This is a genomic window from Mesorhizobium sp. WSM4808, from assembly GCF_055811675.1.
Genome location: NZ_JBVVQX010000013.1, coordinates 91635 through 117120, shown reverse-complemented (window position 1 = coordinate 117120; position 25486 = coordinate 91635). Strand labels below are relative to the sequence as shown.

The 25486-nt window shown below is 61.1% G+C and carries 27 protein-coding genes; 24 read left to right on the top strand and 3 right to left on the bottom strand.

The genetic code is table 11. From position 1 onward, the window contains the following. Window positions 1–184: 184 nt before the first annotated feature. A complete protein-coding gene (locus AC0L2U_RS23005; RefSeq protein WP_127319312.1) occupies window positions 185–1123 on the bottom strand; it encodes a LysR family transcriptional regulator in 939 nt (312 codons plus the stop codon). Between the two features lie 124 nt (window positions 1124–1247). On the opposite strand from AC0L2U_RS23005, the gene AC0L2U_RS23000 reads away from it, so the two are divergent. The 10 genes from AC0L2U_RS23000 to gph are packed head-to-tail and all read left to right on the top strand — an operon-like array spanning window position 1248 to window position 11227. Beyond that, window positions 1248–2294 carry a class 1 fructose-bisphosphatase gene (locus tag AC0L2U_RS23000; RefSeq protein WP_023810405.1) on the top strand — a complete coding sequence of 349 codons (1047 nt, stop codon included), beginning with the start codon at window positions 1248–1250 and terminating at the stop codon, window positions 2292–2294. An 8-nt stretch (window positions 2295–2302) separates the two neighbouring features. Continuing rightward, window positions 2303–3175 (top strand): phosphoribulokinase, encoded by an 873-nt coding sequence (locus tag AC0L2U_RS22995; RefSeq protein WP_027036917.1) that lies wholly within the window; start codon window positions 2303–2305, stop codon window positions 3173–3175. A gap of 10 nt (window positions 3176–3185) precedes the next feature. Continuing rightward, window positions 3186–5198, top strand: coding sequence for a transketolase (gene tkt, locus AC0L2U_RS22990; protein WP_473602701.1), 2013 nt, complete (start codon window positions 3186–3188; stop codon window positions 5196–5198). A gap of 11 nt (window positions 5199–5209) precedes the next feature. Continuing rightward, the gene (gene fba / locus AC0L2U_RS22985; RefSeq protein ID WP_473602700.1) at window positions 5210–6289 is read left to right on the top strand and encodes a class II fructose-bisphosphate aldolase; all 1080 of its coding nucleotides are present in this window, start codon (window positions 5210–5212) and stop codon (window positions 6287–6289) included. Between the two features lie 21 nt (window positions 6290–6310). Next, complete coding sequence (locus AC0L2U_RS22980) at window positions 6311–7804, top strand: ribulose-bisphosphate carboxylase large subunit (protein WP_013532056.1); 1494 nt, start codon at window positions 6311–6313, stop codon at window positions 7802–7804. Between the two features lie 18 nt (window positions 7805–7822). Continuing rightward, window positions 7823–8257, top strand: coding sequence for a ribulose bisphosphate carboxylase small subunit (locus AC0L2U_RS22975; protein WP_013532057.1), 435 nt, complete (start codon window positions 7823–7825; stop codon window positions 8255–8257). 7 nt (window positions 8258–8264) lie between these two features. Then, entirely contained in the window at window positions 8265–9203 is a 939-nt protein-coding gene (cbbX, locus tag AC0L2U_RS22970) for a CbbX protein (RefSeq protein WP_473602698.1), read from the top strand. A 60-nt stretch (window positions 9204–9263) separates the two neighbouring features. After that, entirely contained in the window at window positions 9264–9950 is a 687-nt protein-coding gene (gene rpe / locus AC0L2U_RS22965; protein ID WP_473602697.1) for a ribulose-phosphate 3-epimerase, read from the top strand. A gap of 21 nt (window positions 9951–9971) precedes the next feature. Beyond that, window positions 9972–10529: a thioredoxin family protein gene (locus tag AC0L2U_RS22960; protein ID WP_473602696.1), complete on the top strand. Its 558-nt coding sequence runs from the start codon at window positions 9972–9974 to the stop codon at window positions 10527–10529. Then, complete coding sequence (gene gph, locus AC0L2U_RS22955; protein ID WP_473602695.1) at window positions 10526–11227, top strand: phosphoglycolate phosphatase; 702 nt, start codon at window positions 10526–10528, stop codon at window positions 11225–11227. Before AC0L2U_RS22960 ends, gph begins: the two co-directional genes overlap by 4 nt. Before the next feature lie 47 nt (window positions 11228–11274). Here gph and AC0L2U_RS22950 read toward each other — a convergent pair whose 3' ends face one another. After that, window positions 11275–11655 (bottom strand): c-type cytochrome, encoded by a 381-nt coding sequence (locus AC0L2U_RS22950; protein WP_027036924.1) that lies wholly within the window; start codon window positions 11653–11655, stop codon window positions 11275–11277. 362 nt (window positions 11656–12017) lie between these two features. On the opposite strand from AC0L2U_RS22950, the gene AC0L2U_RS22945 reads away from it, so the two are divergent. The 6 genes from AC0L2U_RS22945 to AC0L2U_RS22920 all read left to right on the top strand — a co-directional run bounded on the left by AC0L2U_RS22945 (window position 12018) and on the right by AC0L2U_RS22920 (window position 16764). After that, on the top strand, window positions 12018–12227 hold the full coding sequence (locus AC0L2U_RS22945; RefSeq protein WP_027036925.1) for a hypothetical protein: 210 nt from the start codon (window positions 12018–12020) through the stop codon (window positions 12225–12227). A 33-nt stretch (window positions 12228–12260) separates the two neighbouring features. Further along, window positions 12261–13247 (top strand): ABC transporter substrate-binding protein, encoded by a 987-nt coding sequence (locus AC0L2U_RS22940; protein WP_473602694.1) that lies wholly within the window; start codon window positions 12261–12263, stop codon window positions 13245–13247. After that, window positions 13244–14068 (top strand): ABC transporter permease, encoded by an 825-nt coding sequence (locus AC0L2U_RS22935; RefSeq protein ID WP_127810613.1) that lies wholly within the window; start codon window positions 13244–13246, stop codon window positions 14066–14068. The genes AC0L2U_RS22940 and AC0L2U_RS22935 overlap by 4 nt, the downstream gene beginning before the upstream one ends. Further along, complete coding sequence (locus AC0L2U_RS22930; RefSeq protein ID WP_473602733.1) at window positions 14037–14777, top strand: ABC transporter ATP-binding protein; 741 nt, start codon at window positions 14037–14039, stop codon at window positions 14775–14777. The genes AC0L2U_RS22935 and AC0L2U_RS22930 overlap by 32 nt, the downstream gene beginning before the upstream one ends. A 34-nt stretch (window positions 14778–14811) precedes the next feature. After that, a complete protein-coding gene (locus AC0L2U_RS22925) occupies window positions 14812–15783 on the top strand; it encodes a quinoprotein relay system zinc metallohydrolase 2 (protein ID WP_473602693.1) in 972 nt (323 codons plus the stop codon). 117 nt (window positions 15784–15900) lie between these two features. Then, window positions 15901–16764: a quinoprotein dehydrogenase-associated SoxYZ-like carrier gene (locus AC0L2U_RS22920; RefSeq protein WP_473602692.1), complete on the top strand. Its 864-nt coding sequence runs from the start codon at window positions 15901–15903 to the stop codon at window positions 16762–16764. Between the two features lie 124 nt (window positions 16765–16888). Here the strand turns inward: AC0L2U_RS22920 and AC0L2U_RS22915 are convergent, their stop codons facing one another. Then, window positions 16889–17242 (bottom strand): hypothetical protein, encoded by a 354-nt coding sequence (locus AC0L2U_RS22915; RefSeq protein ID WP_127810616.1) that lies wholly within the window; start codon window positions 17240–17242, stop codon window positions 16889–16891. A 686-nt stretch (window positions 17243–17928) separates the two neighbouring features. Between AC0L2U_RS22915 and AC0L2U_RS22910 the strand changes: the two genes are divergently transcribed. The 8 genes from AC0L2U_RS22910 (at window position 17929) to pqqE (ending at window position 25472) form a co-directional block, all read left to right on the top strand. Beyond that, window positions 17929–19830 carry a methanol/ethanol family PQQ-dependent dehydrogenase gene (locus AC0L2U_RS22910; RefSeq protein WP_127321098.1) on the top strand — a complete coding sequence of 634 codons (1902 nt, stop codon included), beginning with the start codon at window positions 17929–17931 and terminating at the stop codon, window positions 19828–19830. A 176-nt stretch (window positions 19831–20006) separates the two neighbouring features. Then, a complete protein-coding gene (locus AC0L2U_RS22905; protein ID WP_127327544.1) occupies window positions 20007–20531 on the top strand; it encodes a c-type cytochrome, methanol metabolism-related in 525 nt (174 codons plus the stop codon). Between the two features lies 1 nt (window position 20532). Beyond that, window positions 20533–21396, top strand: coding sequence for a quinoprotein dehydrogenase-associated putative ABC transporter substrate-binding protein (locus tag AC0L2U_RS22900; RefSeq protein ID WP_164873994.1), 864 nt, complete (start codon window positions 20533–20535; stop codon window positions 21394–21396). Next, window positions 21393–21953, top strand: coding sequence for a PQQ-dependent catabolism-associated CXXCW motif protein (locus AC0L2U_RS22895; RefSeq protein WP_473602691.1), 561 nt, complete (start codon window positions 21393–21395; stop codon window positions 21951–21953). The genes AC0L2U_RS22900 and AC0L2U_RS22895 overlap by 4 nt, the downstream gene beginning before the upstream one ends. Before the next feature lie 414 nt (window positions 21954–22367). Then, window positions 22368–23306, top strand: a complete 939-nt coding sequence (gene pqqB, locus AC0L2U_RS22890) for a pyrroloquinoline quinone biosynthesis protein PqqB (protein WP_128288652.1) — start codon at window positions 22368–22370, stop codon at window positions 23304–23306. After that, complete coding sequence (pqqC, locus tag AC0L2U_RS22885) at window positions 23303–24061, top strand: pyrroloquinoline-quinone synthase PqqC (protein ID WP_127810618.1); 759 nt, start codon at window positions 23303–23305, stop codon at window positions 24059–24061. The genes pqqB and pqqC overlap by 4 nt, the downstream gene beginning before the upstream one ends. Next, window positions 24061–24354, top strand: coding sequence for a pyrroloquinoline quinone biosynthesis peptide chaperone PqqD (gene pqqD / locus AC0L2U_RS22880; protein ID WP_292141135.1), 294 nt, complete (start codon window positions 24061–24063; stop codon window positions 24352–24354). Before pqqC ends, pqqD begins: the two co-directional genes overlap by 1 nt. Further along, entirely contained in the window at window positions 24351–25472 is a 1122-nt protein-coding gene (gene pqqE, locus AC0L2U_RS22875; protein WP_127810620.1) for a pyrroloquinoline quinone biosynthesis protein PqqE, read from the top strand. Before pqqD ends, pqqE begins: the two co-directional genes overlap by 4 nt. Window positions 25473–25486 lie beyond the last annotated feature (14 nt).

Here is a 25486-nt window from a genome sequence, read left to right as displayed (position 1 = left end):
CCATCGAATTCCCGAACCCTACCCGGGAGTTTTCCGAACAGTCTGCAGGGGTTGCACATACAGATCGCTTACGGGTGTAAGGACGTGGCCCCCGCTCTTTCGCACTGCAACATAACACATCGCTTATATAACACCAACGATCGCAGGCGTTCTCCACCGGACTTTCCGTCGCGTTCGTGCGATGTCATCCCGCCTTGTCTGGATACAGCTTTCCAAAAAGGGGCAGATACATCGCGCCCTTGCGCATCAGGAAATCGTTGAACGTGGCCATGGCCGGCGAGATAGCGTGATCGGTTCGCATCACTGAGAACCATTGCCGGCGGATCGGCATGCCGACAACATCGAGGATGACAAGCCGGCCTGCTTCGGTTTCCGCAGCGATGGTGTGGGCAGAGATGAAGGCGATGCCCAGGCCGGCCATCACCGCCTGCTTGATCGTTTCGTTCGACGCCATCTCGACACCGAGATCGTCGATGCGGCCAGGCACGTCGCTCAGGAATATTTCCAGCGAGATGCGGGTTCCGGAGCCGGGCTCGCGAATAAGGAAATGCTCCTCCGCGATGCGCTCCTTGGAGATATCTCGCGCCGCGACCAACGGATGGTCGGGCGGCGCGATGATGACCAGCGGGTGATCGCCGAAGACCGAAGCACGCACCGGAACCTCTTTCGCCGGGCGCCCCATCAGCGCGATGTCGATGTCGTGGTTCCTGAGGTTGTCGATCGTCTGGGCGCGGTTGCCGATGGCAAGCCGCATGTCGATGTCGGGATGGTCCTTCATGAACGCAGCCATCAGCCGCGGCGCGAAATATTTGGCGGTGGAAACGACGCCGAGCCTCAGGCTGCCGGTGCGTACGCCCTTGATGGCATCCATCTTGTCTTCGAGCAAACCGAGATGCTCCTCGATAACCTGCGCTGTCTCGACGAAAGCCCGACCTGCGGCAGTGGGACGCATGCCGTCCGACGTTCGGTCGAACAGAGCCAGCTGGAATTCTTCCTCCACTTGCCGCAACTGGATTGTCAGTGCTGGAGGAGACAGACCTAACATCTTGGCCGCGCTGACAATTTTGCCGCACTTGATGATTGCCTGGACGGTCTTGAAATGCTTGAGCGTGAGGTTCCTCATGCCGCATACTAAATTATTTTTACTGGCTAAGTAAAGTTATTGAATTTTACTTATCTCGCGACGTTTGTTTCCATTCCTCCAGTCCAGCCGCTCCGAGGAGATGCGGCCGGACCGGGAGGTTACGATGCCAGCGGCAACGCTCGACGCTTTTCTGAACTCCTATCTCGGCCAGCCTGACGAATTCCGCTCGGCAGTTGTGACGACCGTCCGTCAGTTGACACAGGCCGCCATCAAGGTCCGCAACACCATCAATCAAGGGGTGCTCGGCGCCGCCTTTGCCGAAACCCGTGGCGCCAATGCCGACGGCGACGTCCAGAAGGATCTCGACGTCTTCTCCGACGACATCTTCCTCGACGCCATGCGCCGGGCGCCTGTCGCGCTTTACGCCTCCGAGGAACTGGAGCAGCCGGTCCTGCTCGACAGGCAAGCGCCACTAGCCATCGCGATCGACCCGCTCGACGGCTCTTCCAACATCGACACCAACGTCTCGATCGGAACGATCTTCTCGCTCCTGACCGCAACTGGCGCGCCGGACGCTGATCCGGCCGCCTCTTTCCTGCAGGCGGGCGTGAACCAGCTAGGCGCCGGTTTCTTCATCTATGGGCCGCAGCTGGCACTCGTCCTGTCGCTCGGCAGCGGCACGCATGTCTTCGTCTTCTCGACAAGGCTCGGCACCTTCGTCCAGGCCTATGAAAGCCGGATCATTCCGCAACGCACTCAGGAATTCGCCATCAACGCCGCCAACTACCGGCACTGGGACGAGGCCGTGCGGCTCTATGTCGACGACTGCCTGGAGGGCACCGAAGGACCGCGCGAGAAGGATTTCAACATGCGCTGGATCGCCTCTCTGGTTGCCGACTGTTACCGCATATTGATGCGCGGCGGCGTCTTTCTCTACCCCGGCGATCGGCGCAAGGGCTATGGTCAGGGACGGCTGCGCCTCGTCTACGAGGCCAACCCGATCGCCTATCTCATAGAACAGGCTGGTGGTGCCGCCACCGATGCGATCAACCGCATCCTGGAAATCGAACCCGAGAGCCTGCATCAGCGCGTGCCGATGATCTTCGGGTCGGCGCGGGAAGTCGCGCGCATCACCCGCTACCACACAGAGCCGAGCAACATCGGTGAGCGTGCGCCGCTGTTCAGCCGCCGCGGCCTGTTCAGAGCCTGAGCAGCACCATGTCAGCCAAGCACCCCATCATCACCATCACCGGGTCGTCGGGCGCCGGCACGACCTCGGTCAAGCGCATCTTCGATCTGATTTTCCGGCGCGAGAACATCGAGGCCGCTTTCATCGAAGGCGACGCCTTCCACCGCTACGATCGCGCGGCGATGAAGGCAAAGGTGGCAGAGGAGGAAAAGGCCGGCAACCCGAACTTCACCCATTTCAATGCCGCGGCCAACGAACTCGGAATTCTCGAAGAGGTGTTCGCGGAATATGGCCGCCGCGGAACCGGCAAGACCCGCACCTACATTCATGATGAGGAAGAGGAAAAGCAGCACGGCACGCCACCGGGAACCTTTACCGAATGGCGCGAATTCGCTCCCAGCGACCTGCTCTTCTACGAGGGGCTGCACGGCTGTGTCGTCACCGACACGATCAATTTGGCCAAGCATGCGGATCTCAAGATCGGCGTCGTGCCGGTCATCAATCTCGAATGGATCCAGAAGATCCATCGCGACCGTTCGACACGCGGCTATTCCACCGAGGCGGTGATGGACGTGATCCTGCGCCGGATGCCCGACTATGTCCGCTACATCGTCCCGCAATTCTCGCAGACCGCCATCAACTTCCAGCGCGTGCCGATCGTCGACACGTCCAACCCGTTCATCGCGCGCTGGATCCCGACGCCCGACGAATCGATGCTGGTTATCCGCTTCGCCAATCCGCGCGGCATCGATTTTCCGTATCTGCTGTCGATGATCCACGACTCGTTCATGTCGCGGCCAAATTCCATAGTGGTGCCAGGCAACAAGCTCGATCTTGCCATGCAGCTGATCCTGACGCCGCTCATCCTGCAATTGATTGAACGCAAGAGCCGTGTGTCGTGAGGAGGATGCAATGACCAGCCAAACAGCACTGAAGCCCGTCACCACAACCGCTCCCGTCTCGGAGCGCGACATGGCGAACGCCATTCGCGCGCTGGCGATGGACAGCGTCCAAAAGGCGAATTCGGGTCACCCTGGCATGCCGATGGGCATGGCCGATGTCGCAACGGTGCTGTTCAACCGCTTCGTCAACATCGATCCGTCGAGGCCGGGCTGGCCCGACCGTGACCGTTTCGTGCTTTCAGCCGGCCACGGCTCGATGCTGCAATACGCGCTGCATCATCTGCTCGGCTATGAAGACATGCAGATCGAGGAATTGCAGCGATTTCGGCAGTTGGGCAGCCGCACCGCCGGACATCCGGAATACGGCCATGCGCTTGGCGTGGAGACCACCACCGGACCGCTCGGACAGGGCATTTCCACGGCGGTCGGCATGGCGCTGGCGGAACGTATGCTTGCCGCCCGCCACGGTGCCGATCTGGTCGATCATCATACCTATGTCATTGCGGGCGACGGCTGCCTTCAGGAGGGAATCAGTCACGAGGCGATAGACCTCGCTGGTCACCTGAAGCTTTCCCGCCTGATCGTCTTCTGGGACGACAATGCGATTTCCATTGACGGGCCGACCTCCCTCTCCACGTCGATGGACCAGCCGGCGCGCTTCAAGGCCGCCGGCTGGGATGTCCAAAGTGTCGCCGGGCACGACATGGAGGCAGTCGCCGCGGCAATCGAGGCGGCGCGGCGGTCGGATCGGCCATCGCTGATTGCCTGCCGCACAGTGATCGGCATGGGTGCCCCCAATCTCGGCGGTTCGGAAAAGACGCACGGCGCACCGCTGGGTGAAGCAGAGATCGCCGCGACACGCGAAAACATCGGCTGGGCGCACGCGCCGTTCGATGTGCCGGATGATATCCTTTTCGCCTGGCGCGAGATTGCCGGTCGCGGCGAAGCGATGCGGCGCGCCTGGGAGCAGCGGCTTGCCGCCTCGCCGCGGCGCGAGGTTTTTGAAAGCGCCGTCGCCGCCGAACTGCCCGACACAGTCTTCGACGCACTCGAAGCCTTTCGTCGCGAGCATGTCGAGAAGGCAACCAAGGTGGCGACGCGAAAAGCCTCCGAAATGGCGCTGGAGGTCATCAACGGCGCAACGGAGTTGACCGTCGGCGGCTCGGCCGATCTGACGCATTCGAATCTGACGATCACCAAGGGCATGAACCGCATTGCACCGGGTGACTATGCCGGCCGCTATATTCACTACGGCATTCGTGAGCACGGCATGGCGGCCGCCATGAACGGCATCGCGCTGCATGGCGGTTTCGTGCCCTATGGCGGTACGTTCCTGTGCTTCGCCGATTATGCGCGCGGCGCGATGCGGCTCTCGGCGCTCATGGGCCAGCGCGTCATCTATGTGATGACACACGATTCCATCGGCCTCGGCGAGGACGGCCCGACGCACCAGCCGGTCGAGCACCTTGCGATGCTGCGTGCCACGCCTAATCTCAACGTCTTCCGCCCGGCGGATGTCATCGAAACGGCGGAGTGCTGGGAACTCGCGCTAAAGAGCAAGGATCGGCCGAGCGTCCTGGTGCTGTCGCGCCAGAACCTGCCGATGCTGCGTCGGTCGTACAGCGACGAGAACCGCTCCTGCCAGGGCGCTTACATCCTGCGGGAGCCGGCAAGGCACCGCGCCGTCACCCTGATCGCCACCGGCTCGGAGGTCGAGATCGCGGTTGCTGCCGCCGAAAGGCTGGAGACCGAGCATGGCGTCGCCGTCGCCGTCGTGTCGATGCCGTGCTGGGAGCTTTTCGAGGAGCAGGAAAGCGCCACCCGCAAGGCCGTCCTCGGCTCGGCGCCGCGCGTCGCGGTCGAAGCGGCAGCCCGGCTGGGTTGGGACCGCTGGATCGGCGAGACCGGTGCTTTCGTCGGCATGACCGGCTTCGGCGCCAGCGCCCCTGCCCCCGACCTCTACCGGCATTTCAACATAACGTCCGAAGCGGTTGCTGCAGCGGCGCTGAAGCTCATCATCTAGGAGGATTCACAATGGCTCGCATCACCCTTCGCCAGCTTCTCGACCATGCCGCCGAGCACGGCTACGGCGTACCGGCATTCAACATCAACAACATGGAACAGGGCCTCGCCATCATGGAAGCGGCCAAGGCCTGCGACGCGCCTGTCATCATCCAGGCTTCGCGTGGCGCCCGATCCTATGCCAACGACATCATGCTGGCCAGGATGATGGAGGCGCTGACCGAAATCCACCCGACCGTCCCGCTATGCATCCATCAAGACCACGGCAACAGCGAGGCCACCTGCCTTTCCGCGATCCGCCACGGCTTCACCTCGGTGATGATGGACGGATCCTTGATGGCGGACGCCAAGACGCCGGCCAGCTACGACTACAACGTCGCCATAACCGAACGCGTCGCACGCATGGCGCATTGGGTCGGCGCTTCCGTCGAAGGCGAACTGGGTGTGCTCGGCTCGCTGGAAACCGGTCAAAGCGAGGCAGAGGATGGCCACGGCGCCGAAGGCGCGCTTTCCCACGACCAGTTGTTGACCGATCCCGATCAGGCGGTCGACTTTGTGACCGCAACCCAGGTCGACGCGCTGGCGATCGCCTGCGGCACCTCGCACGGCGCCTACAAATTCACCCGCAAGCCGGACGGCGACATCCTGGCCATGCAGGTGATCGAGGCGATCCACGAAAAGCTGCCCAACACGCATCTGGTCATGCACGGCTCTTCCTCGGTGCCGCAGGAGTTGCAGGACATCATCAACAGATACGGCGGCGAGATGCCCCAGACCTTTGGCGTTCCGGTCGAGGAGATAGAGCGCGGCATCCGCTACGGCGTGCGCAAGGTCAACATCGACACCGATTGCCGCATGGCCATGGCCGGGCAGTTCCGCCGCGTCGCGACGGAAGACCCGCGCGAGTTCGATCCCCGTAAATTCCTGAAACCCGCCATGGACGCCTTGCGCGACCTTTGCCGGGACCGGTTCGAGCGTTTCGGCACGGCGTCCAACGCCTCGAAGATCAAGGTCATCGCCATGGACGAGATGGCGAAACGTTACGCCGCGGGAAAGCTCGATCCCCATATCGCCACCGCGAAAGCCGCCTGAGCAACAAACAGGAGACCTGTCATGAACAAGATCGACATACTGCCAGCGGGAACGCTCAAGGAAGGCAAGGAACGCTACAAGTCAGGGGTCATCCCCTACAAGAAGATGGGCTACTGGGAGCCTGACTACAGGCCCAAGGAAACCGATCTGATCGCCATGTTCCGGATCACGCCGCAGCCGGGCGTCGACCACGAGGAGGCGGCGGCGGCCATCGCCGGCGAATCCTCCACCGCGACGTGGACCGTGGTGTGGACCGACCGGCTGACCGCTTGCGAACTCTACCGCGCCAAGGCTTTCAGATCCGAGCCGGTGCCGAACACCGGTCCCGGAACCAAAACCGAACAACAGTACTTCGCCTACATCGCCTACGACCTCGACCTGTTCGAGCCGGGCTCGATCGCCAATCTGACCGCATCGATCATCGGCAATGTGTTCGGCTTCAAGGCAGTCAAGGCGCTGCGGCTGGAAGACATGCGTATCCCGGTCGCGTACCTCAAAACCTTCCAGGGGCCGGCGACCGGTATCGTGGTGGAGCGTGAGCGGCTCGACAAGTTCGGCCGGCCGCTGCTCGGCGCTACGACGAAGCCGAAGCTCGGCCTCTCGGGCCGCAATTACGGCCGCGTCGTTTATGAAGCGCTGAAGGGGGGCCTCGACTTCGTCAAGGACGACGAGAATATCAACTCGCAGCCCTTCATGCACTGGCGCGACCGCTTCCTCTACTGCATGGAGGCCGTGAACAAGGCGTCGGCTGCCACCGGCGAGGTCAAGGGCCATTATCTCAACGTCACCGCCGGCACGATGGAGGAGATGTACGAGCGCGCCGAATTCGCCAAGCAGCTTGGTTCCTGCATCGTCATGATCGACCTCGTCATCGGCTACACGGCGATCCAGTCGATGGCCAAGTGGGCACGCCGTAACGACATGATCCTGCACCTGCACCGTGCCGGCAACTCGACCTATTCGCGCCAGAAGAACCACGGCATGAATTTCCGCGTCATCTGCAAATGGATGCGCATGGCCGGCGTCGACCACATCCATGCCGGCACGGTGGTCGGCAAGCTGGAAGGCGACCCGCTCATGATCAAGGGATTTTATGACACGCTGCGCGAGGAGCGCACGCCGCAGAACCTCGAAACCGGGCTGTTCTTCGATCAGGAATGGGCCTCGCTCAACAAGGTGATGCCCGTCGCCTCGGGCGGCATCCATGCCGGCCAGATGCACCAGTTGATCCACTATCTCGGCGAGGACGTCATCCTGCAGTTCGGCGGCGGCACGATCGGCCATCCGGACGGCATCCAGGCTGGCGCGACAGCCAATCGCGTCGCCTTGGAAGCGATGATCCTGGCCCGCAACGAGGGGCGCGATTATTTGCGCGAAGGGACCAAGATCCTCGAACAGGCGGCCAGATGGTGCACGCCGCTGAAGGCTGCCCTGGAGACCTGGAAGGACGTCACCTTCAACTACGAATCGACCGACACGGCCGACTTCGTGCCAACAGCAACGCCCAGCTTCTAGACGAAAGGAACCGTCGTCATGATGACCAATCCGGGAAACAAGGTCACGCAGGGACAGTTCTCGTTCCTGCCCGACCTGACCGATGAGCAGATTTCGGCGCAGATCAAATACGCGCTGAAGAACCATTGGGCGGTCAGCGTCGAGTACACGGACGATCCGCATCCGCGAAACACCTATTGGGAAATGTACGGCAACCCGATGTTCGACTTGAAAGATCCGGCGGGCATACTGCTCGAGGTCAACGCTTGCCGGAAAGCGTGTCCGAACATGTATGTGCGGGTAACCGCCTTCGATTCGACCAAGGGCTGGGAAGCGCCGCGCATGTCGTTCATTGTCAACCGGCCGCCCAGCGAACCCGGGTTCCGGCTGCTGCGCCAGGAGCGCGACGGCCGCAGTCAGGGTTATTCGATCGTGCCTTATGCGACCGACAGGCCCGAGGGCGAGCGGAGCTAGCCGAACCATGCTGAACGCGATGACCAAGGACGCTGCCGCACAGGACGCGACGGTTGATCTGCAGGCCGAGTTCGAGGCGTCCAACATCGACGAGGTCATGGACAAGCTCGACCGTGAACTCGTTGGCCTGAAGCCGGTCAAGACCCGCATCCGCGAGATCGCCGCTCTCCTCCTGGTCGACCGGCTTCGCCGCAAGTTCGGGCTGACTTCGGGCGCCCCGACGCTGCACATGAACTTTACGGGAAATCCCGGCACCGGAAAGACCACCGTGGCGCTGAGGATGGCCGAAATCCTGCATCGTCTGGGCTATGTCCGCGAAGGCCACATGGTCGCCGTGACGCGCGACGATCTCGTCGGCCAGTATGTGGGCCACACCGCGCCCAAGACCCGCGAGGTGATCAAGCGTGCCATGGGCGGCGTGCTTTTCATCGACGAGGCCTACTATCTCTACAAGCCCGAGAACGAACGCGACTACGGCCAGGAATCGATCGAAATCCTGCTGCAGTGCATGGAGAACAACCGTGACGATCTGGTTGTGATCCTTGCCGGCTACAAGAACAAGATGGACCGCTTCTTCGACAGCAATCCCGGCATGCGTTCGCGCATCGCCCATCACCTCGATTTCCCCGACTATGGCGTCAGCGAACTGAAATCGATCGCCGAGATTATGCTCGCGGAGCAGAATTATCGCCTCAGCGAGGCGGCGTCCCGTGCGCTCGAAGAGTATCTTCCGATTCGCATGAGGCTGCCGCATTTCTCCAACGCGCGTTCGATCCGCAATGGGCTCGACCGGGCGCGGCTGCGGCAGGCCAACCGGCTTTTCGCATCGCGCAGCCGGGTGTTGACCAAAGCCGATCTTGTCACCATCGAGGAATCCGACATTCGCGGCAGCCGCGTGTTCGCGGAAGGGAAACTCGAAGGCGAACCGGAGACGAAGATGCGCTGACGGGATGGAGCCGGCTGGCGCAGCGACCAACACCCGCAGACAGAATTGGAGACGACGACCATGGTCACCAGGACAATCATCGCACCCTCCGTGCTTTCCGCGGATTTCTCGCGGCTCGGCGACGAGGTCGAAGCTGTCGTGCGGGCGGGTGCCGACTGGATCCATCTCGACGTGATGGACGGCCATTTCGTGCCCAACATCACCTTCGGTCCGCCGGTGATCAAGGCGATCCGCGACCGAACGGACAAAATTTTCGACTGCCATCTGATGATCGCGCCGGCCGACCCCTATCTGGCCGCCTTCGCCGACGCGGGCTGCGACATCATCACGGTGCATGCAGAGGCCGGGCCGCATCTCGATCGTTCCCTGCAGGCGATCAAAAATCTCGGCAAGAAGGCCGGCGTATCGCTGAATCCTTCGACGCCGGAGAGCGTCATAGAGTATGTGCTCGACAGGCTCGATCTGGTGCTTCTGATGACGGTCAATCCAGGCTTCGGCGGCCAGGCCTTCATTTCCGCGGTCATCGAGAAGATCAGGCGAATCAAGGCACTGGTTGGCCGCCGCCCTATTGACATCGAAATCGATGGCGGCGTCACGGCCGAAACCGCCCCGCTGGTCGCTGCGGCCGGGGCCAATGTGCTGGTCGCCGGGTCGGCCGTGTTCAAGGGGGGCACCGAGGCGGCTTATCGCGCCAACATTGGAGCCATCCGACAGACGGCCGACGGTGCGATCCGGAAAGCCGCGTAAACAATTCCATCGGAGGCAAGCATGGCGGCCGTCCCCCCTGTCTGCGATTTCGGCTGGCGCGCCATCGATGCCGTTTTGCCTGGCGTCGACGGGAGGTCGCATTCGATCTTCAGCCAGGCCGGCCCGAACGGTCTGGTCGTGGCCTTCATCTGCAATCACTGCCCTTATGTGAAGGCGGTGATTTCACGTATCGTGCGCGATGCCAACGACCTCAAGGCCGAAGGTATCGGCTTTGTCGCGATCAATTCAAACGATGCCGACACCTACCCGGAGGATTCCTTCGACCAAATGAAGCTCTTCGCCACGACGAACGGCTTCAGCTTCCCTTACCTGCACGACCAGCGCCAAACTGTAGCGCGCGATTACGCAGCCGTGTGCACTCCCGATTTCTTCGGGTTCAACAGCGAGTTGGGACTGCAATATCGCGGTCGGCTGGACGCCTCGCGACGAGAAGCTGGAGCGCCCGGGCTGAGACGCGATCTGTTCGAGGCGATGAAGCAGGTTGCCCGAACCGGCAACGGGCCGCTGGACCAAATCGCCTCGATCGGCTGCTCGATCAAGTGGAAGGATGCCGCATGAACGTCGGCGCAGGTAGGCCGCTTCGATCGCCGAAGGCGATCCTGTTCGATTTCGACGGCACGTTGGTCGACTCGGCACCGGACATAGCGGCCGCCGTCAACGAACTGCTGGCCAGTCGCGGTCTGCCGCCGCTGCGCCTGGATCAGGTCACGGCCATGATCGGCGGCGGCGTCAGGAAATTGATCGAGCGAGCCTTCGCGGCGTCGGGAGCGCCACTGCTCGGCAACGCTCTCGATGAGGCCAACCGCGTCATGGCGCCTATCTACCGCCGCCATCTGACCGGCCTGACAAGGCTGATGCCTGGAGTCAGGGAGGCTCTCACCCACTTTCATTTGGGCGGAGTAAGCATGGGGGTGGCAACCAACAAACCGCAGTTGGCGACCCGCGAAATCCTGCTTCATTTCGGATTGACGGAATATTTCGGCGCAATCGTTGGCGGAGACGCGGTGACATTCCTGAAACCGGCGCCCGATGCCCTGCTGCTGGCGTTGGCACAGCTTGGGGTCGACCCCGGTGACGCGCTGCTGGTCGGAGACAGTGGCGCCGACCTGGGCGCCGCACGCGCCGCCGGCATGCCCGTCATTCTGTTGCGCGGCGGCTACAGCCAAATTCCCGTCGAAGAGCTTGGCGCCGACCTTGTTTGCGACAGCCTTTTCGATCTGCCTTCGGCAATGCAGGGGCTGCAAGCCGATGCGTGATCGAGGCGTTCGCCGGCCGAACGCAAATTCGAACGGCCGGCTGCGCTCTATTTCGAGAATTGCTTCAGATAGGCAATGACATTGGCAATGTCTTCGTCCTGCTTAAGGCCGACAAACGCCATCTTCGTTCCTTTGACCATGGCCTTGGGATCGTGAAGATAGGTCTTCAGCGAGGGCTCATCCCATTTGACGCCCGACTTGCCAGCCGCGACCATCGCCTGAGAATAGCTGAACCCCGGGTGCGTGCCGGCCGTTCGGCCGATGACGCCGTTCAACGACGGGCCGACCTTGTTCTTGTCCTGGTCGGCGGTATGGCAGACCTTGCATTTGGCGAAGACCTTCTCACCAGCCGCCGCATCCTGTGCCTGGGATTGGCTCGCGATGAAGGGCACAACGGACATGACTGCGAAAAATGCGATTGCGCGCATGGTATTTCCTCATTGATCGTCTGGGTGCCCTGGACGATTTGCGCATGCCGATCCTTTGATCCGTCGGTATGCGCCTTACGCGGTGGAGTGGAAATTCCGCTTCTCCCGTGAAGCCGCGCCGCGTGACTCGGAAGCTAATTGGCATGTTGTGAAAGTCAATCGTACAAAGGTTTAGGGGCCTGCGAGCTCAAGAGACCTTTCCATTCGTCTTTGTTGACGGCTATCGGGCGAGCGCGTAGCTTGACCTCAATCCGGTTTCTCCATTGGCACCTCGGGAAATCCGGCAAGTGGCGGTTTGTCCTGGCTCCTGGTTGGGCTGGACTCGCCGAGATGGGCGTTTGGGAACGCGCAAGAGGTGCTGAATGGACATGGTCGATCTCATATTGACGGTTTGCCTCAGCGCCAATCCGAGCAATTGCCGAGACGAACATCTCTATTTCGAGAGCCGCGGCACTCTGTTCCAGTGCATGATCCTTGCCCCCAGCGAAATCGCGAAATGGTCTCAGGAACACCCGACCCTCAAGGTCATGCGCTGGAAATGCGCATTTCCGAGCAAGGAACGAGCCATCTGATTTGGCAGCGCGGAACCCTGGGGAGGAGGTGTCATGATGGTTTCACGGCGCATGACGCTGCGTCTGGCGGTTCTCGGGACAGCCGCTGTTCTTGCTACCAGGCCGGTCGTTGCGGCAGCCAGGATTCGCCTCGGTGTGCTGAAGTTCGGAACCGTGAGTTGGGAACTCGATACGCTAAGGCGGCACAAATTCGATGCCGCCAACGGGATCGATCTGGAGATCATCGACTTCGCCGGCGAGGATGCAACCAACGTCGCGCTGCTGGCTGGCGCGATCGACATGATCGTCTCCGACTGGCTGTGGGTCTCGCGCCAGCGCTCCGAAGGCGGCGACCTCACATTGACCCCCTATTCGACCTCCGTGGGGGCGATCATGGTGAAGGAGGATTCGCCGATCCGGACGGTCGCCGATCTCGAGGACAAGAAAATCGGCGTCGCCGGCGGCCCGCTCGACAAGAGTTGGCTGCTTATACAAGCGCTGAGCAGACGCGATCTCGGCGTCGACCTGTCGGCAGCCAGCGACATCGTCTTCGGCGCGCCGCCGCTGATTTCGGAAAAGGCGATACAGGGCGAACTCGATGCGGTGCTGAATTTCTGGCATTTTTGCGCCCGTCTCGAGGCCAATGGCTTCCGTCGACTGATCGGCGTGAACGACGCGGCAAAGGCGCTCGGGGCTCTGGGACCCGTTTCGGCCCTCGGTTACGTCTTCCATGACCAATGGGCAAACGAGAACCCGGATGCCGTCAGGGGTTTCGTGAGGGCGTCCACGCAAGCCAAGGACTTGCTGGCCAGATCCGATGACGAATGGCTGCGCCTGGCGCCGATCATTCGCGCGGAAGGCAAGGAACTGGAAAAGCTGCGCGATCGCTACCGCCAAGGCATTCCCAGACGGTCGGTCGCCGAGGAAGCGGCCGACGCCGGCAGGCTATACCATGTGCTGGCGGCGATCGGCGGCGCGAAACTTGTCGGCAGCGCGCCGGAGATGGCGCCCGGCACGTTCTGGCCGGGACCCGAGAAATGACCGCATTGGGAACCGACGGCACGCGTGACGCCCCGCCGAGCATGTCCGGCCGACGCAGCCTGGCGACGGCACTGGTGCCCGCGCTGACCGTAGCGGTTTCCCTGCTCGCGCTTTGCCTGCTGTGGAACCTTGCGGCAAGCGTCTGGCCAAGCCGTGCCTTTCCAGGACCTGCGCAGGTCTGGCAGGTGCTTCTCAGGGAGGCTGCGGGCGGCGACCTCTTTTACCATCTCGGCGTGACTCTCGGCCGGGTCGCCGCGGCATATATCGTCGCCATGATCATCGGATCCGTCATCGGCGTTTTGCTCGGCAGCCATCGTCGCGTCGACCGTTTTTTCAACCCGTGGGTGATCCTGTTCCTCAACATCCCGGCGCTGGTGGTCATCGTCCTCGGCTACATCTGGTTCGGCCTCAACGAGGCGGCGGCGATCGGCGCGGTGGCGGTGAACAAGATCCCGAATGTCGTGGTGACGATGCGCGAAGGCGCTAGGGCGCTTGATCCAAGTTACGCCGAAATGGCCACCGTCTATCGCTTCGGCCGCCTTGAACGCATCCGCCATATCCTGCTGCCGCAATTGCAGCCCTATCTTGCCGCCGCATCGCGATCCGGCATTGCCCTCATCTGGAAGATCGTCCTGGTCGTCGAACTGCTCGGCCGCTCGAACGGTGTCGGCTTCCAGATCCATCTCTATTTCCAGCTCTTCGATGTCGCCGCCATCCTTGCCTACACGCTGGCTTTCGTGGCGGTGATGCTTGTCATTGAACTTCTCCTGGTGCAGCCCGTTGAACGACATGCAACCCGTTGGCGCCGTCGTCCCGCTTAAGGTCGACATCGCCGAAAAGACCTTCAGGTCCACGCGAGGCGTCTCGATCACGGCGCTTCAGGACCTTTCCTTCGAGGTCCGGCAAGGCGAATTCGCCTGCTTGCTGGGACCGTCGGGCTGCGGCAAAACCACGACGCTGCGTATCCTGCTTGGCTTGGACCAAGACTTTTCCGGCTCCTTTCAGTTGCCGCAAGGAGGTTCGAACCGCATCGCCGCCGTATTCCAGGAACCGACCCTGCTGCCGTGGCGAACGGTGGAACAGAATGTCAGGCTGGCGTTGCCGAAAAGCTTGAGAGCGAAAAATCTGGACGGGCTGTTCGACACGCTCGGCCTCGCCGGCATGCGCTCGCTCTATCCTGCCGAACTGTCGCTCGGCCTTGCGCGCAGGGCAGCACTTGCCAGGGCTTTCGCCACCGAGCCGGCGGTGCTTTTCCTGGACGAACCTTTTGTCTCGCTCGACGAACAGACCGCCGAGCGGCTTCGGCATCTGCTTTTGACCGTGTGGTCGGCACGGCCAACGACCGTCTTGATGGTGACGCATAATCTACGCGAGGCACTGATGCTGTCGGACCGCATCATCGTGCTCGCGCCACGGCCAACCCATGTGCTCGGCGTGTTCGACGTACGGCTGCCACGGCAACATCGCAATTCGCAGGTGATGAGCGACCTCCTGCGGTCGTTCCATCATAGATTTCCGGACGTCACCTGATCGCCTGCAGGCGAGATGCATATCGGAGACCTTCATGTCGATCGATCGGCTAAGACGCAGGCTTGTGAGTGGCTTCACCTGCACCGCTGCCAGCGCCGCCTTGCTGCCATGCTGCCTCGGACGAGCCGTTCTGGCCGCAGGCGGCAGCTTGCGGTTCTCGACCAGGCAAATCGCCGACGGCGTCTTCGCCTTCCAGGGCGCGGATGAATTGATGACCGCCGCCAACAACGGTGCGATCTGCAATCTGGGCGCCGTCATCGGCACCGATGCGGTTGCCGTCATCGACAGCGGTGGCAGCCTGATCGAGGCGCACGCCTTTCTCGCCGCGATCGGAAAGCTGACAGCAAAGCCGGTTCGCTTCCTGGTCAACACCCACATGCATCCCGACCATATCTTCGGCAATGCGGCATTCCGGAAGATCGGCGCGACCATCGTCGGTCACCGCAATCTGCCGCGTGCTCTCGAGGCGCGTGGAGCGTTCTATCTGCACAACTATCGCGAACAGCTTGGCGAGGCGTTGATGGAGGGGATCGAGATCGTGCCGCCGACCATGCTGGTCGACGATCACCTGCAACTCGACCTCGGCGGGCGCATGATCGAACTGCGGGCATGGAAGGCGGCGCACACCGACAACGACCTGACCGTGTTCGATACCGCGACCAGAACGCTCTTTGCCGGCGATCTCGTGTTCATGGGCTCCTTGCCGACGCTCGACGGATCACTGCTTGGATGGCTCCGCCAGATGGATGCGCTCACCGCGATCGACGCCGCGCGCGTCGTTCCTGGCCATGGTCCTGTAACGGCCGACTGGCCACAGGCGCTGGCGGGGGAGCGACGCTATTTCGAGATTCTGGCGCGCGATATCCGAAAGGCGATCGCCGACGGAACGCCGCTGCGCGAAGCAATCAAAACCGCTGGCGAAAGCGAACGGGATAATTGGCACCTGTTCGACTATTACAACGAGCGCAACGCAACGGCCGCATTTGCCGAACTCGAGTGGGAATAGACGATGCCGACATGCGTCCAGCACCTGTAAGGCACGGCGATTTGCCAAGGCGTCGCCAAAGGCTTATCCTCAACGCCAGCCTGGGCACCACCTCTCTGCATTGGTGGAGGCATCGAAATGCAAAATCACGCTTACTCGAGCCGGCAGCTCGCTTTGCCGCTCGCATCCGTTTTTGTCGCGATCATCTTGGCCATCGGCACGCTGCTCGGCTCCTCGGGAACCGCCAGCGCACAGCAAACAACCGCGTCCTCGGACAGAATCTGGCATGACTTGAAGGGCGACGTGTTCGGCGATCGGGCAATTCTGGTCGATACCGGCGTCGTCAGGATCGAAGCGCCGAAGCGGGCGCAGGATGCCGCCATCGTGCCCGTCGACATCTATCTCGATCCAGCCAAGGCGCCGGACGGCATCAAATCCGTTACCTTGATCATCGATGCCAACCCTGCACCGGTGGCGGCAACGTTCCAGCTCGGCAAGGATGCCGGCGTGACGCATCTGTCGACGCGCGTGCGCGTCAACGACTATTCCTATCTGCGTGCCATCGCTGAGACGCAGAGCGGCCAGCTCCATATGATGCAGACCTTCGTCAAGGCATCAGGCGGATGCTCCGCCCCTGCGGTCAAGAACCAGGACGAGGCCAACGCGACGATGGGTCAAATGAAGCTGCGCCAGTTCCCGCCCAAAGAGACGATGACCAAGACTGAGGAACTGCAGTTGATGATCCGGCACCCTAACAATTCGGGCCTGCAGCGGGATCCGCTGACCCAGTATTTCATACCGGCGCATTTTGTTCAGAAACTGTCGATCTCGCAAGCCGGCCGGCCGATCCTCTCCATGGAAGGTGGAATATCGATTTCGGAAGACCCCAATTTCCGGTTCGATTTCACCGTGCATGGCAACGGCGAAATCCAGGTGGAAGCGACCGACACGGATGGCAAAACATTCCGCAATCAGTGGCCGCTGGAGACAACAGGTCTCTAAAGTATCCCTCTTGCGCCGTAATGCCGGATGCTTGCCAGCTCGATCCCCGAAGTGAAGCTCATTTCGGGAGGATCATGTCCAGGCAAAGGATGGAACTCCATCCGGCTTGCGGAGGGAGCAGGCTCTAAAAGCAGCGCACGTCGGCTTCCGACTGCGCGCGCTTCAATTCGGTACGGGCGGCCTTCGCCGGTGCGCTTTCGCGAAACAGCCCAGCGTTTTCGCCTGTGGTCAAAGACATACTCTTGAAAGTCTCGGCCCTCTCATAGTGGTCGTACGGAAGGATCGAGGCGATGACGTCGATCGAGCAGGAACAGCTTTCCAGCGCCTTACGTGTCTGGCCGTTCGTCTGCATGCAGCCGAGCACGTAATCGGCAATCGTTGCTGTCGGGTAATCTCCCGCGGCGCCCGCCGAGTTTGCGAAGGCCAGCGGCGCGGCCAGGAGCAGCGGCAAGGTCGAAAATCCAACATATCTGATCATGGGAAAACCTCCGGTTAGCCTGGGCGCGATGTGCCAAGTCGGGATCACCGTGGCAGTTGGCAACGAGCCGCAGAGTCAGTCAAGCGCCCATGGCTTCCGTATACGACCAAAGGAGGAATGCGGTACTCATCGACCGTGGTTCCGCATGGCGGCCTGATGGCCCGCTCCACACCCCAACTCCAACGATCATCTCATGCTTGGCCCACTATCGATTCCCCATGCAGCACGTAGATGGCTAGGTCGGGACCTCGAAGTGAATACCGCTAAATAAAATCCTTGCTTAGGTGAAATGTAAAACTCAAAAAATAATCAAATTTTATGCGGCCAACCGTTACTTAGCTAGTAGAAATACTTTATATAACAAATACCGTCCTAGTTATTTCCTTATATTGCACCGCATCATTTACGATATTGCGGTGCAAAAAGACACCCAGGTTTTTTTGCTTGCCTAGCGTTTTGCGATGACATAGCCTCACCCTGTTTCCGGCTTCAAGGGCGTCACCGTCATTAGGGAGCGGCGACAGTCTTTCGTAGGCCAAGGTGAGGTGGGCAGTAACGGTGCCCTCTGCACATCTGGCTTAGGTCGTGACACGCTGCCGGAAATATTTCCCCCCCGTGAATCGCTTGGGCAAGCCCTTGTGGGCTCAGCAAATGATTCATCACTATGAACCTCGGGAGGAATTCGGATGCGTGTACTTACGAAAGCTACCTATATTCTAACCACTGCGGCGTTTCTGTCGCTCGGCGCGGCCTATACGGCGTCGGCTAACGAGGACCTTGCAAAGCTGGCTTCGGATTCGAAGAACTGGGCAATGCAGACGGGTGACTACGCCAACACCCGCTATTCCAAACTCAACCAGATTACTGCGGACAATGTGAAGAACCTGCAGGTCAAGTGGACCTTTTCCACCGGCGTGCTGCGAGGCCACGAGGGTGGACCGCTTATCATCGGCGATGTGATGTATGTCCACACGCCTTTCCCGAACAATGTCTTTGCGCTCGACCTCAAGAATGACGGGAAGATCCTCTGGAAATACGAACCCAAGCAGGATCCCAACGTCATTCCGATCATGTGTTGCGATACGGTCAATCGCGGTGTTGCCTATGGTGACGGCAAGATCATTCTCAATCAGGCCGACACCACGGTCGTCGCCCTCGACGCGAAGACCGGCAAGGTCGTCTGGTCGGTCAAGAACGGTGACCAGACCGATGGCGGCAAAGGCGAATCCGGTACGGCTGCCCCCGTCGTCGTCAAGGACAAGGTGCTCATCGGCGTCTCCGGCGCCGAATTCGGCGTTCGCGGCTGGCTGGCCGCCTACAATCTGAAAGATGGCAAACTCGCCTGGAAAGCCTATTCGGAAGGTCCGGACGCAGACACCCTGATCGATCCCGAAAAGACCACGCATCTCGGCAAGCCGGTGGGCAAGGACTCCGGCACGAACACCTGGGAAGGCGAGCAGTGGAAGACAGGCGGCGGCACGACATGGGGATGGTATTCCTATGATCCCAAGCTGAACCTGGTCTACTATGGCACCGGCAATCCCTCGACGTGGAACCCCGTACAACGCCCCGGCGACAATCGCTGGTCGATGACGATCATGGCCCGCGATGCGGACACGGGTGTTGCCAAATGGCTCTACCAGATGACCCCGCATGACGAATGGGACTATGACGGCATCAACGAGATGATCCTCGTCGATGGCATGGACGTCAACGGCGCCAAGCACGACGTGCTGGTGCATTTCGATCGCAATGGCTTTGCCTACACCATGGATCGCGCCAGCGGCGAACTTCTCGTCGCCAAAAAATACGATCCGGCTGTGAACTGGGCGACCGAAGTCAACATGGACCCAAAGAGCGATCAGTATGGCCGCCCGCAGGTCGTGGCGAAATATTCGACCCAGCAAAACGGCGAAGACACCAACTCGACCGGCATCTGCCCGGCCGCGCTTGGAACCAAAGACCAGCAGCCGGCCGCCTACTCGCCGAAGACTGGGCTGTTCTATGTCCCGACCAACCATGTCTGCATGGACTATGAGCCTTACAAGGTAAGCTACACCGCCGGTCAGCCCTATGTTGGCGCCACCGTGTCGATGTACCCGGCCCCTGGCGGCGACGGCAGCATGGGCAACTTCATTGCCTGGGATGCAGCCAAGGGTGAGATCGTCTGGTCGAAGCCCGAGATGTTCTCGGTGTGGTCTGGCGCGTTGGCCACGGATGGCGACGTCGTCTTCTACGGCACGCTCGAAGGCTACATCAAGGCGGTCGATAAGGACGGCAAGGAACTCTACAAGTTCAAGACCCCGTCCGGCATCATCGGCAACATCACGACCTACGAGCAGGGCGGCAAGCAGTACATCGCCGTTCTGTCGGGTGTTGGCGGTTGGGCAGGTATTGGCCTGGCAGGCGGCCTGCTTTCGCCTGATAACGCCGCTGCCTGGCATGGCGCCGTCGATCAGGGCCGTGCCCAAGGCGATGAGGCCGCCGTCGTTGGCACCGCTGGTCTTGGTGCCGTCGGTGGCTACGCGGCACTTGCCGACTACACGACGCTGGGCGGTCAGCTCACCGTCTTCGGTCTCCCGGATTGATGCGCTGGGAACCTTGAGAACGCCTCAGGTCTTGTGAGACCAAAGGCTTGAAGAACGAGAGCCCGGATCATCCGGAAGCCATGGCCGGGCTCTCGATTCGGTTACGCACCCAAAACACCGATCAATGCCGGTCGCGCCAGCAAAACCGTGTCCATTGGCAAATGAAGGAAGTTTGAATGTCCGTTCGCATTGTAATTTCGGCTTTGGTCCTGGCTCTGCTGCCTCTGGCAAGCTCAGGCGTCGCCCAGGCCGACGACAGCATGGAAAAAGCCAAGGCGGTGAAGGAAGAAGGCGGCAAGTATTTGGATGCGGATGGAAATCCGACCTACAAGATCGAAAACGGAACCGTCGATTGGTACACGTTCAGCGGCTACCGCCGGTATCACTCCGATTGCCATGTCTGCCACGGACAGGATGCAACAGGTTCGAGCTATGCGCCGGCTTTGGTCAACAGCCTGAAAAACATGGATTACGGCACGTTCCTCTCGATCGTCGCCGAGGGCCGCAAGAATGTCGGCGGCGGCAAGGAAAACGTCATGCCTGCCTTTGGCGACAACAAGAATGTCTATTGCTACATGGACGACCTCTACATCTACCTGCGCGCGCGCGCAGATGGCGCGGCGCCCCGCGGACGGCCGCCCAAGCACGAAGACAAGGCCCAGGCGGCGAAGGATGCCGAAGCATCCTGCATGGGTGGGTGACATGATTGGCCGCGATGCATTGAAGCTGCGCGTCGTTCTGCCGATCCTCGGCACGCTCGCCTTGCTGCCGTCGAATGCGCATGCGCAAAGCGCCGGCCTTGGTGCGGCGGGAGAACTGGTCGACCCCGACATCTTGCGCGTCTGCGCCGATCCCTCGAATATGCCCTTCACCGACAAGAGCGGCGAAGGATTCGAAAACAAGCTGGCAGAGCTGGTTGCCGCGAAAACCGGGCGCAAGTCCGTCTCCTACACCTGGTTTCCCACGATCACCGGCTTCGTGCGCAATACGTTGGGGGCCAACCGATGCGACATCATCATGGGCTATGCCCAGGGCGATGAGCTGGTGCAGAACACCAACGCCTACTATCGCTCCGCCTATGTGCTGGTGCATCCGAAAAGCAAAGATATGGAAGGCGTGGAAACGATCGAGGATTCCAGACTCACGGGCAAGACGATCGGCGTCGTTGAAAGCACGCCGCCAACCGCCAACATGGCCGCCAACAAGCTCCTGCGGACCGCCAAGATCTATCCGCTTGCGGTGGATACGCGCGTCACCCCATCCATGGGGGAGGTCATGATCAAGGACATGCTGGCACACAAGATCGATGCGGCGGTGCTGTGGGGACCGATGGCAGGTTACTATGCCAAGGAACTCGGAGCTGATGTGACGATCGTTCCACTGGTGAAGGAAAAAACCGGCTCGCGCATGTCTTACCGCATTACCATGGGCGTACGTCCGTCCGACCAGGAATGGAAGCGGACGCTCAACCGGGTGATCAGGGAAAACCAGGCGGAGATCACCAGGATCCTGCTGAGCTATAACGTGCCGCTGATCGACGAACACGACAACCTGATTACCCAATGAATGGAAGGGAGACTATTTTCTTGCTGGTCGCCGCGAGCCTTCTGGGTCTGACCGAGCCGACATGGGCTGGCGATGTCGCCGAACCCAGCGGTTTCCGGATGGACGACTATCGGGCGCCGGTGCCGCGGACGCTGCAAGGCGCGAGGGTGGTGACGACGGTGGAAGCGGAAGCGCTGTGGCGGGCGAAAAAGGCGATCTTCTTCGACGTGATGCCGGACACGCCCAAACCGACCAATTTGCCGGCAGGAACCATATGGAGGGACAAGGTCAGAAAGGACATCCCAGGCAGCATATGGCTGGCCAATGTGGGATACGGCGCTATTTCGCAGGAGACCGCCAGCTATTTTCGCCAAGGCCTCGAGGCCAAGGCCGGGACGGACAAGTCGCGCGCGATTCTGTTCTACTGCATGGCGAATTGCTGGATGTCGTGGAATGCGGCGAAACGGGCCGTCGAGTGGGGCTACAGTTCGGTAATCTGGTATCCGCTCGGCGCTGATGGGTGGGAAGATGCAAACCTTCCACTGGAGGAGAAAAGACCCTATACAACGAACAATTGAAGTAAGGACTGCAATTATTCTCGATAGTTGGTTTTCAACTTTTCAAAACCTATTGTTTCATTTGTCCATTTTGAGACTTGATGGACGAGCCATTGCGTCGGTGCCCTGCAATGGTTGGCTAACGACAGGATCGGTCCCTTCGGGCTGGTATAAGAGGAGAAATGTCATGAAGAAGAACTGGAAAAAACCGACCATGTGTCAGGTTGCCGCTGGCTTCGAAATTTCACGGTATCTGCCTGCTGAAATTACTCCCAAGAAGTAGGCCGCAGAGGTGCGCGTCCCTGGCGACAGGGGCGCGCATCCCCTCGCCCCATGGATTTTCGTGAAAGATTTTGACGCACGCAAAGTGCGCGAAGCGTTTTTTGTGACTGCAAATTGCCTGCAGGTCAGAGAAGCCGGCGCGCGGGCATTTTCATGCATTTGAGGATCATCGGATCGGCGGCGGGCGGCGGCTTTCCGCAATGGAACTGCAACTACAGTCTGAGTCGTGCGGCTCGCACCGGCATGGCCGGCGTGCATTCACGAACCCAGTCAAGTGTCGCCGCCTCGGCGGACGGGTTCGGCTGGGTTCTTTTCAATGCCTCGCCCGACATTCGCCAGCAAATCGCTGCAACACCTGAACTGCAGCCTGCGGGCGATGCGCCGCTGCGCTCGACGCCTATTCGCGCGGTGGTGCTGACCAACGCCGATGTCGATCATATCGCCGGACTGCTCAGCCTGCGCGAGCGGCAGCCTTTCGCCATCTATGCAACGGCGCAGGTTCTGGCGACGCTGGAGGCGAATTCGATTTTCAACGTTCTCGATCCAGCGCTTGTGCCGCGGCGCATCCTGCCGCCGGCGAAAGAATTGGCCATTTGCGACGCAGAAGGCCGCGAGACCGGCGTAATGATCGAGCCCTTTCCAGTGCCCGGGAAGATAGCACTCTATCTGGAGGATAGAGACCATCCGGATGCCAATTTCAGCTCCGACGCAGGTAATACGATCGGAGTCCGAATTGCCGGCGTCGGCAGCCGCGGCTCCGTCTTCTATATCCCAGGCTGCGCGCGCATCGATGCGGCCTTGCGCGCGCGTCTCGCCGATGCCGCCTGTCTTCTGTTCGACGGCACGGTCTATACCGACGACGAGATGATCGTTGCCGGCGTCGGTCAGAAAACCGGCGCGCGCATGGGGCATCTGGCAATCTCGGGAGAATCGGGTTCGATCGCCGGCTTGGCCGATGTGAAGGTCGGCCGTCGTGTCTTCGTCCACATCAACAACACCAACCCCATCCTTGACGAGAACTCCGCCGAGCACGCGGCGGTCAAGGCGGCAGGCTGGGAAATCGCAAGCGACGGTATTGAGGTGGAATTTTGAGCGACTTCCGCGATGCAGCCAAAGGCGGACTCTCCACGAACGCTCTCGAAGCCGTGCTGAGGCAGGTTGGCGCCGAGCGCTATCACAATCGCCATCCCTTTCACCACAGGATGACCAGCGGCGCATTGTCGAAGGCCGAGATGAAGGCCTGGGCGCTGAACCGCTATTGCTATCAGGCGGTCATCCCCCGCAAGGATGCCATGATCCTCGTGCATGCCGAGGATCCAGCGTTTCGCGCCGCGTGGCGCAAGCGGATCGAGGATCATGACGGCGAGGACGGCTGGAGCGGCGGCATCGCGCGCTGGCTGCATCTGGCAACTTCGCTCGGCCTGGACGCCGAGGCCGTGAAGAGCGAAAGGCTGGCACTGCCGGCGACGCGCTTCGCGGTGGGCGCTTACCTTTCCTTTTGCACAAACCGGACGTTGTTCGAGGCGGTCGCGTCCTCGCTGACCGAGATGTTCTCGCCACTCATCATCGGCGAGCGGGTGCCGGCAATGCTGGCCAAATACGACTACATCACCGAGGATACACTGGCCTATTTCAGGCAACGGCCCGAACAGGCCTCGCGTGACGCCGACTTCGCCCTCGCCTACGTGCTCAGCCATGCCGATACGGCGGAGCGCCAGCAGCAGGCAATCGATGCACTGGTGTTCAAATGCGATATACTCTGGGCCATGCTTGATGCGCTTCAACACGCCTATGGCGAGCAGGGAAACATACCGCCCGGCGCCTTCCAGCCCGAGGCAGCCCTATGATGGCGCTGCGCGAAAGAGCCGTGGTGTCGCTGCAGTCGATACCTTCGCTGCCGAAGCACGTGCGCATACAGTACGATTCCGTGCGGCAGGCATTCGCCGTGCTTTCACCCGAAAAGATATTCTGGCCGAACGATGTCAGTCTCGATATTTTGCGCCGCTGCGATGGACGGTCAACGGCAGGCGATATCATTGCTGGCCTTGCCGCGGATTATGAGGCCGAACAGGAGGCCGTGGCGACCGACGTCATCGCCTTCCTGCAGGAATGGTCGGACAAGCTGCTGGTGAGGCTATGAGCACGCCCCTCCTCCCTCCAATCGGCATGCTGGCGGAACTGACGCATCGCTGCCCGCTGCAATGCCCTTATTGCTCCAATCCGCTGGAACTGCTGAAGGCCAATCGCGAACTCGACACAGAGACCTGGCTCGCCCTGTTCTCGGAGGCCGCCGATCTGGGAGTGCTCCAGGTGCATCTGTCCGGTGGCGAGCCGACACTGCGCCGCGACCTCGAGCAATTGATCGCAGGGCTTGCGGGGCGCGGCGTCTACACCAATCTGATTACCGCGGGCGTTGGCATCGTCGAGGGCCGTATCGAGGCATTTGCCGAAGCCGGCCTCGACCATCTGCAACTGAGCTTTCAGGGCGCGCGGCCGGCGACCACCGATCGCATCGGCAACCACAAGGGCGCTCACGAAAAGAAGCTGGAAACGGCACGCCGCGCACGCGCTGCCGGTCTGCCTCTTACCATCAACGCACCGATCCATCGCCATAACATCGAGGAAGTGCCGGAATTCATCGATCTCGCCCTTTCGCTGGGCGCGGAGAGGCTCGAGATCGCCAATGTGCAGTATGCCGGCTGGGCGTTGACCAATCGCGACCAACTGATGCCCGAGCGTGAAGCGGTCGACAGGCAGGCGGAGATCGTTGCGGAGGCACAGGAGCGACTGGCCGGCATCATCAACATCGATTTTGTGACGCCGGACTATTTCGCGATCTATCCCAAGCCGTGCATGGGCGGCTGGGCGCGGGACGCCTTCATGGTGACGCCTGACGGCACCGTACTGCCCTGCCATGCCGCACAGACGATCCCGTCGCTCAGCTTCGAGCGTTTCGAACCACGCAGGCTGTCCTCGATCTGGGCCGATTCACCGGGGTTCAATGCCTTTCGCGGCACGGACTGGATGCAGGAACCCTGTCGCGGCTGTGAGCGGCGCGAGATCGACTGGGGCGGCTGCCGCTGCCAGGCGATGGCGATCGCCGGCGATGCCGCTGCAACGGACCCGGCTTGCGCGAAATCGCCGGTCCATGCTCGCATGGCAATGCTGATCGACGAAGCCAAGCGCATTGCCACAGCCCCTTCGAGAGAAGAACCATTCGTCTACCGGCGGATCGGCGCCATGACCGAATCCGCCTGACCTGGCGAGAAAGC

What these genes read in the sequence shown, in the direction of transcription:
- AC0L2U_RS22975 (WP_013532057.1), top strand. Translation starts at nt 7,823, where the DNA reads ATGATGACCAATCCGGGAAACAAGGTCACGCAGGGACAGTTCTCGTTC.
- AC0L2U_RS22925 (WP_473602693.1), top strand. Translation starts at nt 14,812, where the DNA reads ATGTCGATCGATCGGCTAAGACGCAGGCTTGTGAGTGGCTTCACCTGC.
- pqqD (WP_292141135.1), top strand. Translation starts at nt 24,061, where the DNA reads ATGGCGCTGCGCGAAAGAGCCGTGGTGTCGCTGCAGTCGATACCTTCG.
- AC0L2U_RS23005 (WP_127319312.1), bottom strand. Translation starts at nt 1,123, where the DNA reads ATGAGGAACCTCACGCTCAAGCATTTCAAGACCGTCCAGGCAATCATC.
- AC0L2U_RS22900 (WP_164873994.1), top strand. Translation starts at nt 20,533, where the DNA reads ATGATTGGCCGCGATGCATTGAAGCTGCGCGTCGTTCTGCCGATCCTC.
- pqqB (WP_128288652.1), top strand. Translation starts at nt 22,368, where the DNA reads ATGCATTTGAGGATCATCGGATCGGCGGCGGGCGGCGGCTTTCCGCAA.
- AC0L2U_RS22980 (WP_013532056.1), top strand. Translation starts at nt 6,311, where the DNA reads ATGAACAAGATCGACATACTGCCAGCGGGAACGCTCAAGGAAGGCAAG.
- cbbX (WP_473602698.1), top strand. Translation starts at nt 8,265, where the DNA reads ATGCTGAACGCGATGACCAAGGACGCTGCCGCACAGGACGCGACGGTT.
- AC0L2U_RS22935 (WP_127810613.1), top strand. Translation starts at nt 13,244, where the DNA reads ATGACCGCATTGGGAACCGACGGCACGCGTGACGCCCCGCCGAGCATG.
- AC0L2U_RS22895 (WP_473602691.1), top strand. Translation starts at nt 21,393, where the DNA reads ATGAATGGAAGGGAGACTATTTTCTTGCTGGTCGCCGCGAGCCTTCTG.
- AC0L2U_RS22915 (WP_127810616.1), bottom strand. Translation starts at nt 17,242, where the DNA reads ATGATCAGATATGTTGGATTTTCGACCTTGCCGCTGCTCCTGGCCGCG.
- gph (WP_473602695.1), top strand. Translation starts at nt 10,526, where the DNA reads ATGAACGTCGGCGCAGGTAGGCCGCTTCGATCGCCGAAGGCGATCCTG.
- AC0L2U_RS22930 (WP_473602733.1), top strand. Translation starts at nt 14,037, where the DNA reads ATGCAACCCGTTGGCGCCGTCGTCCCGCTTAAGGTCGACATCGCCGAA.
- AC0L2U_RS22910 (WP_127321098.1), top strand. Translation starts at nt 17,929, where the DNA reads ATGCGTGTACTTACGAAAGCTACCTATATTCTAACCACTGCGGCGTTT.
- pqqE (WP_127810620.1), top strand. Translation starts at nt 24,351, where the DNA reads ATGAGCACGCCCCTCCTCCCTCCAATCGGCATGCTGGCGGAACTGACG.
- fba (WP_473602700.1), top strand. Translation starts at nt 5,210, where the DNA reads ATGGCTCGCATCACCCTTCGCCAGCTTCTCGACCATGCCGCCGAGCAC.
- AC0L2U_RS23000 (WP_023810405.1), top strand. Translation starts at nt 1,248, where the DNA reads ATGCCAGCGGCAACGCTCGACGCTTTTCTGAACTCCTATCTCGGCCAG.
- tkt (WP_473602701.1), top strand. Translation starts at nt 3,186, where the DNA reads ATGACCAGCCAAACAGCACTGAAGCCCGTCACCACAACCGCTCCCGTC.
- AC0L2U_RS22940 (WP_473602694.1), top strand. Translation starts at nt 12,261, where the DNA reads ATGATGGTTTCACGGCGCATGACGCTGCGTCTGGCGGTTCTCGGGACA.
- AC0L2U_RS22960 (WP_473602696.1), top strand. Translation starts at nt 9,972, where the DNA reads ATGGCGGCCGTCCCCCCTGTCTGCGATTTCGGCTGGCGCGCCATCGAT.
- AC0L2U_RS22905 (WP_127327544.1), top strand. Translation starts at nt 20,007, where the DNA reads ATGTCCGTTCGCATTGTAATTTCGGCTTTGGTCCTGGCTCTGCTGCCT.
- AC0L2U_RS22920 (WP_473602692.1), top strand. Translation starts at nt 15,901, where the DNA reads ATGCAAAATCACGCTTACTCGAGCCGGCAGCTCGCTTTGCCGCTCGCA.
- AC0L2U_RS22995 (WP_027036917.1), top strand. Translation starts at nt 2,303, where the DNA reads ATGTCAGCCAAGCACCCCATCATCACCATCACCGGGTCGTCGGGCGCC.
- AC0L2U_RS22945 (WP_027036925.1), top strand. Translation starts at nt 12,018, where the DNA reads ATGGACATGGTCGATCTCATATTGACGGTTTGCCTCAGCGCCAATCCG.
- rpe (WP_473602697.1), top strand. Translation starts at nt 9,264, where the DNA reads ATGGTCACCAGGACAATCATCGCACCCTCCGTGCTTTCCGCGGATTTC.
- AC0L2U_RS22950 (WP_027036924.1), bottom strand. Translation starts at nt 11,655, where the DNA reads ATGCGCGCAATCGCATTTTTCGCAGTCATGTCCGTTGTGCCCTTCATC.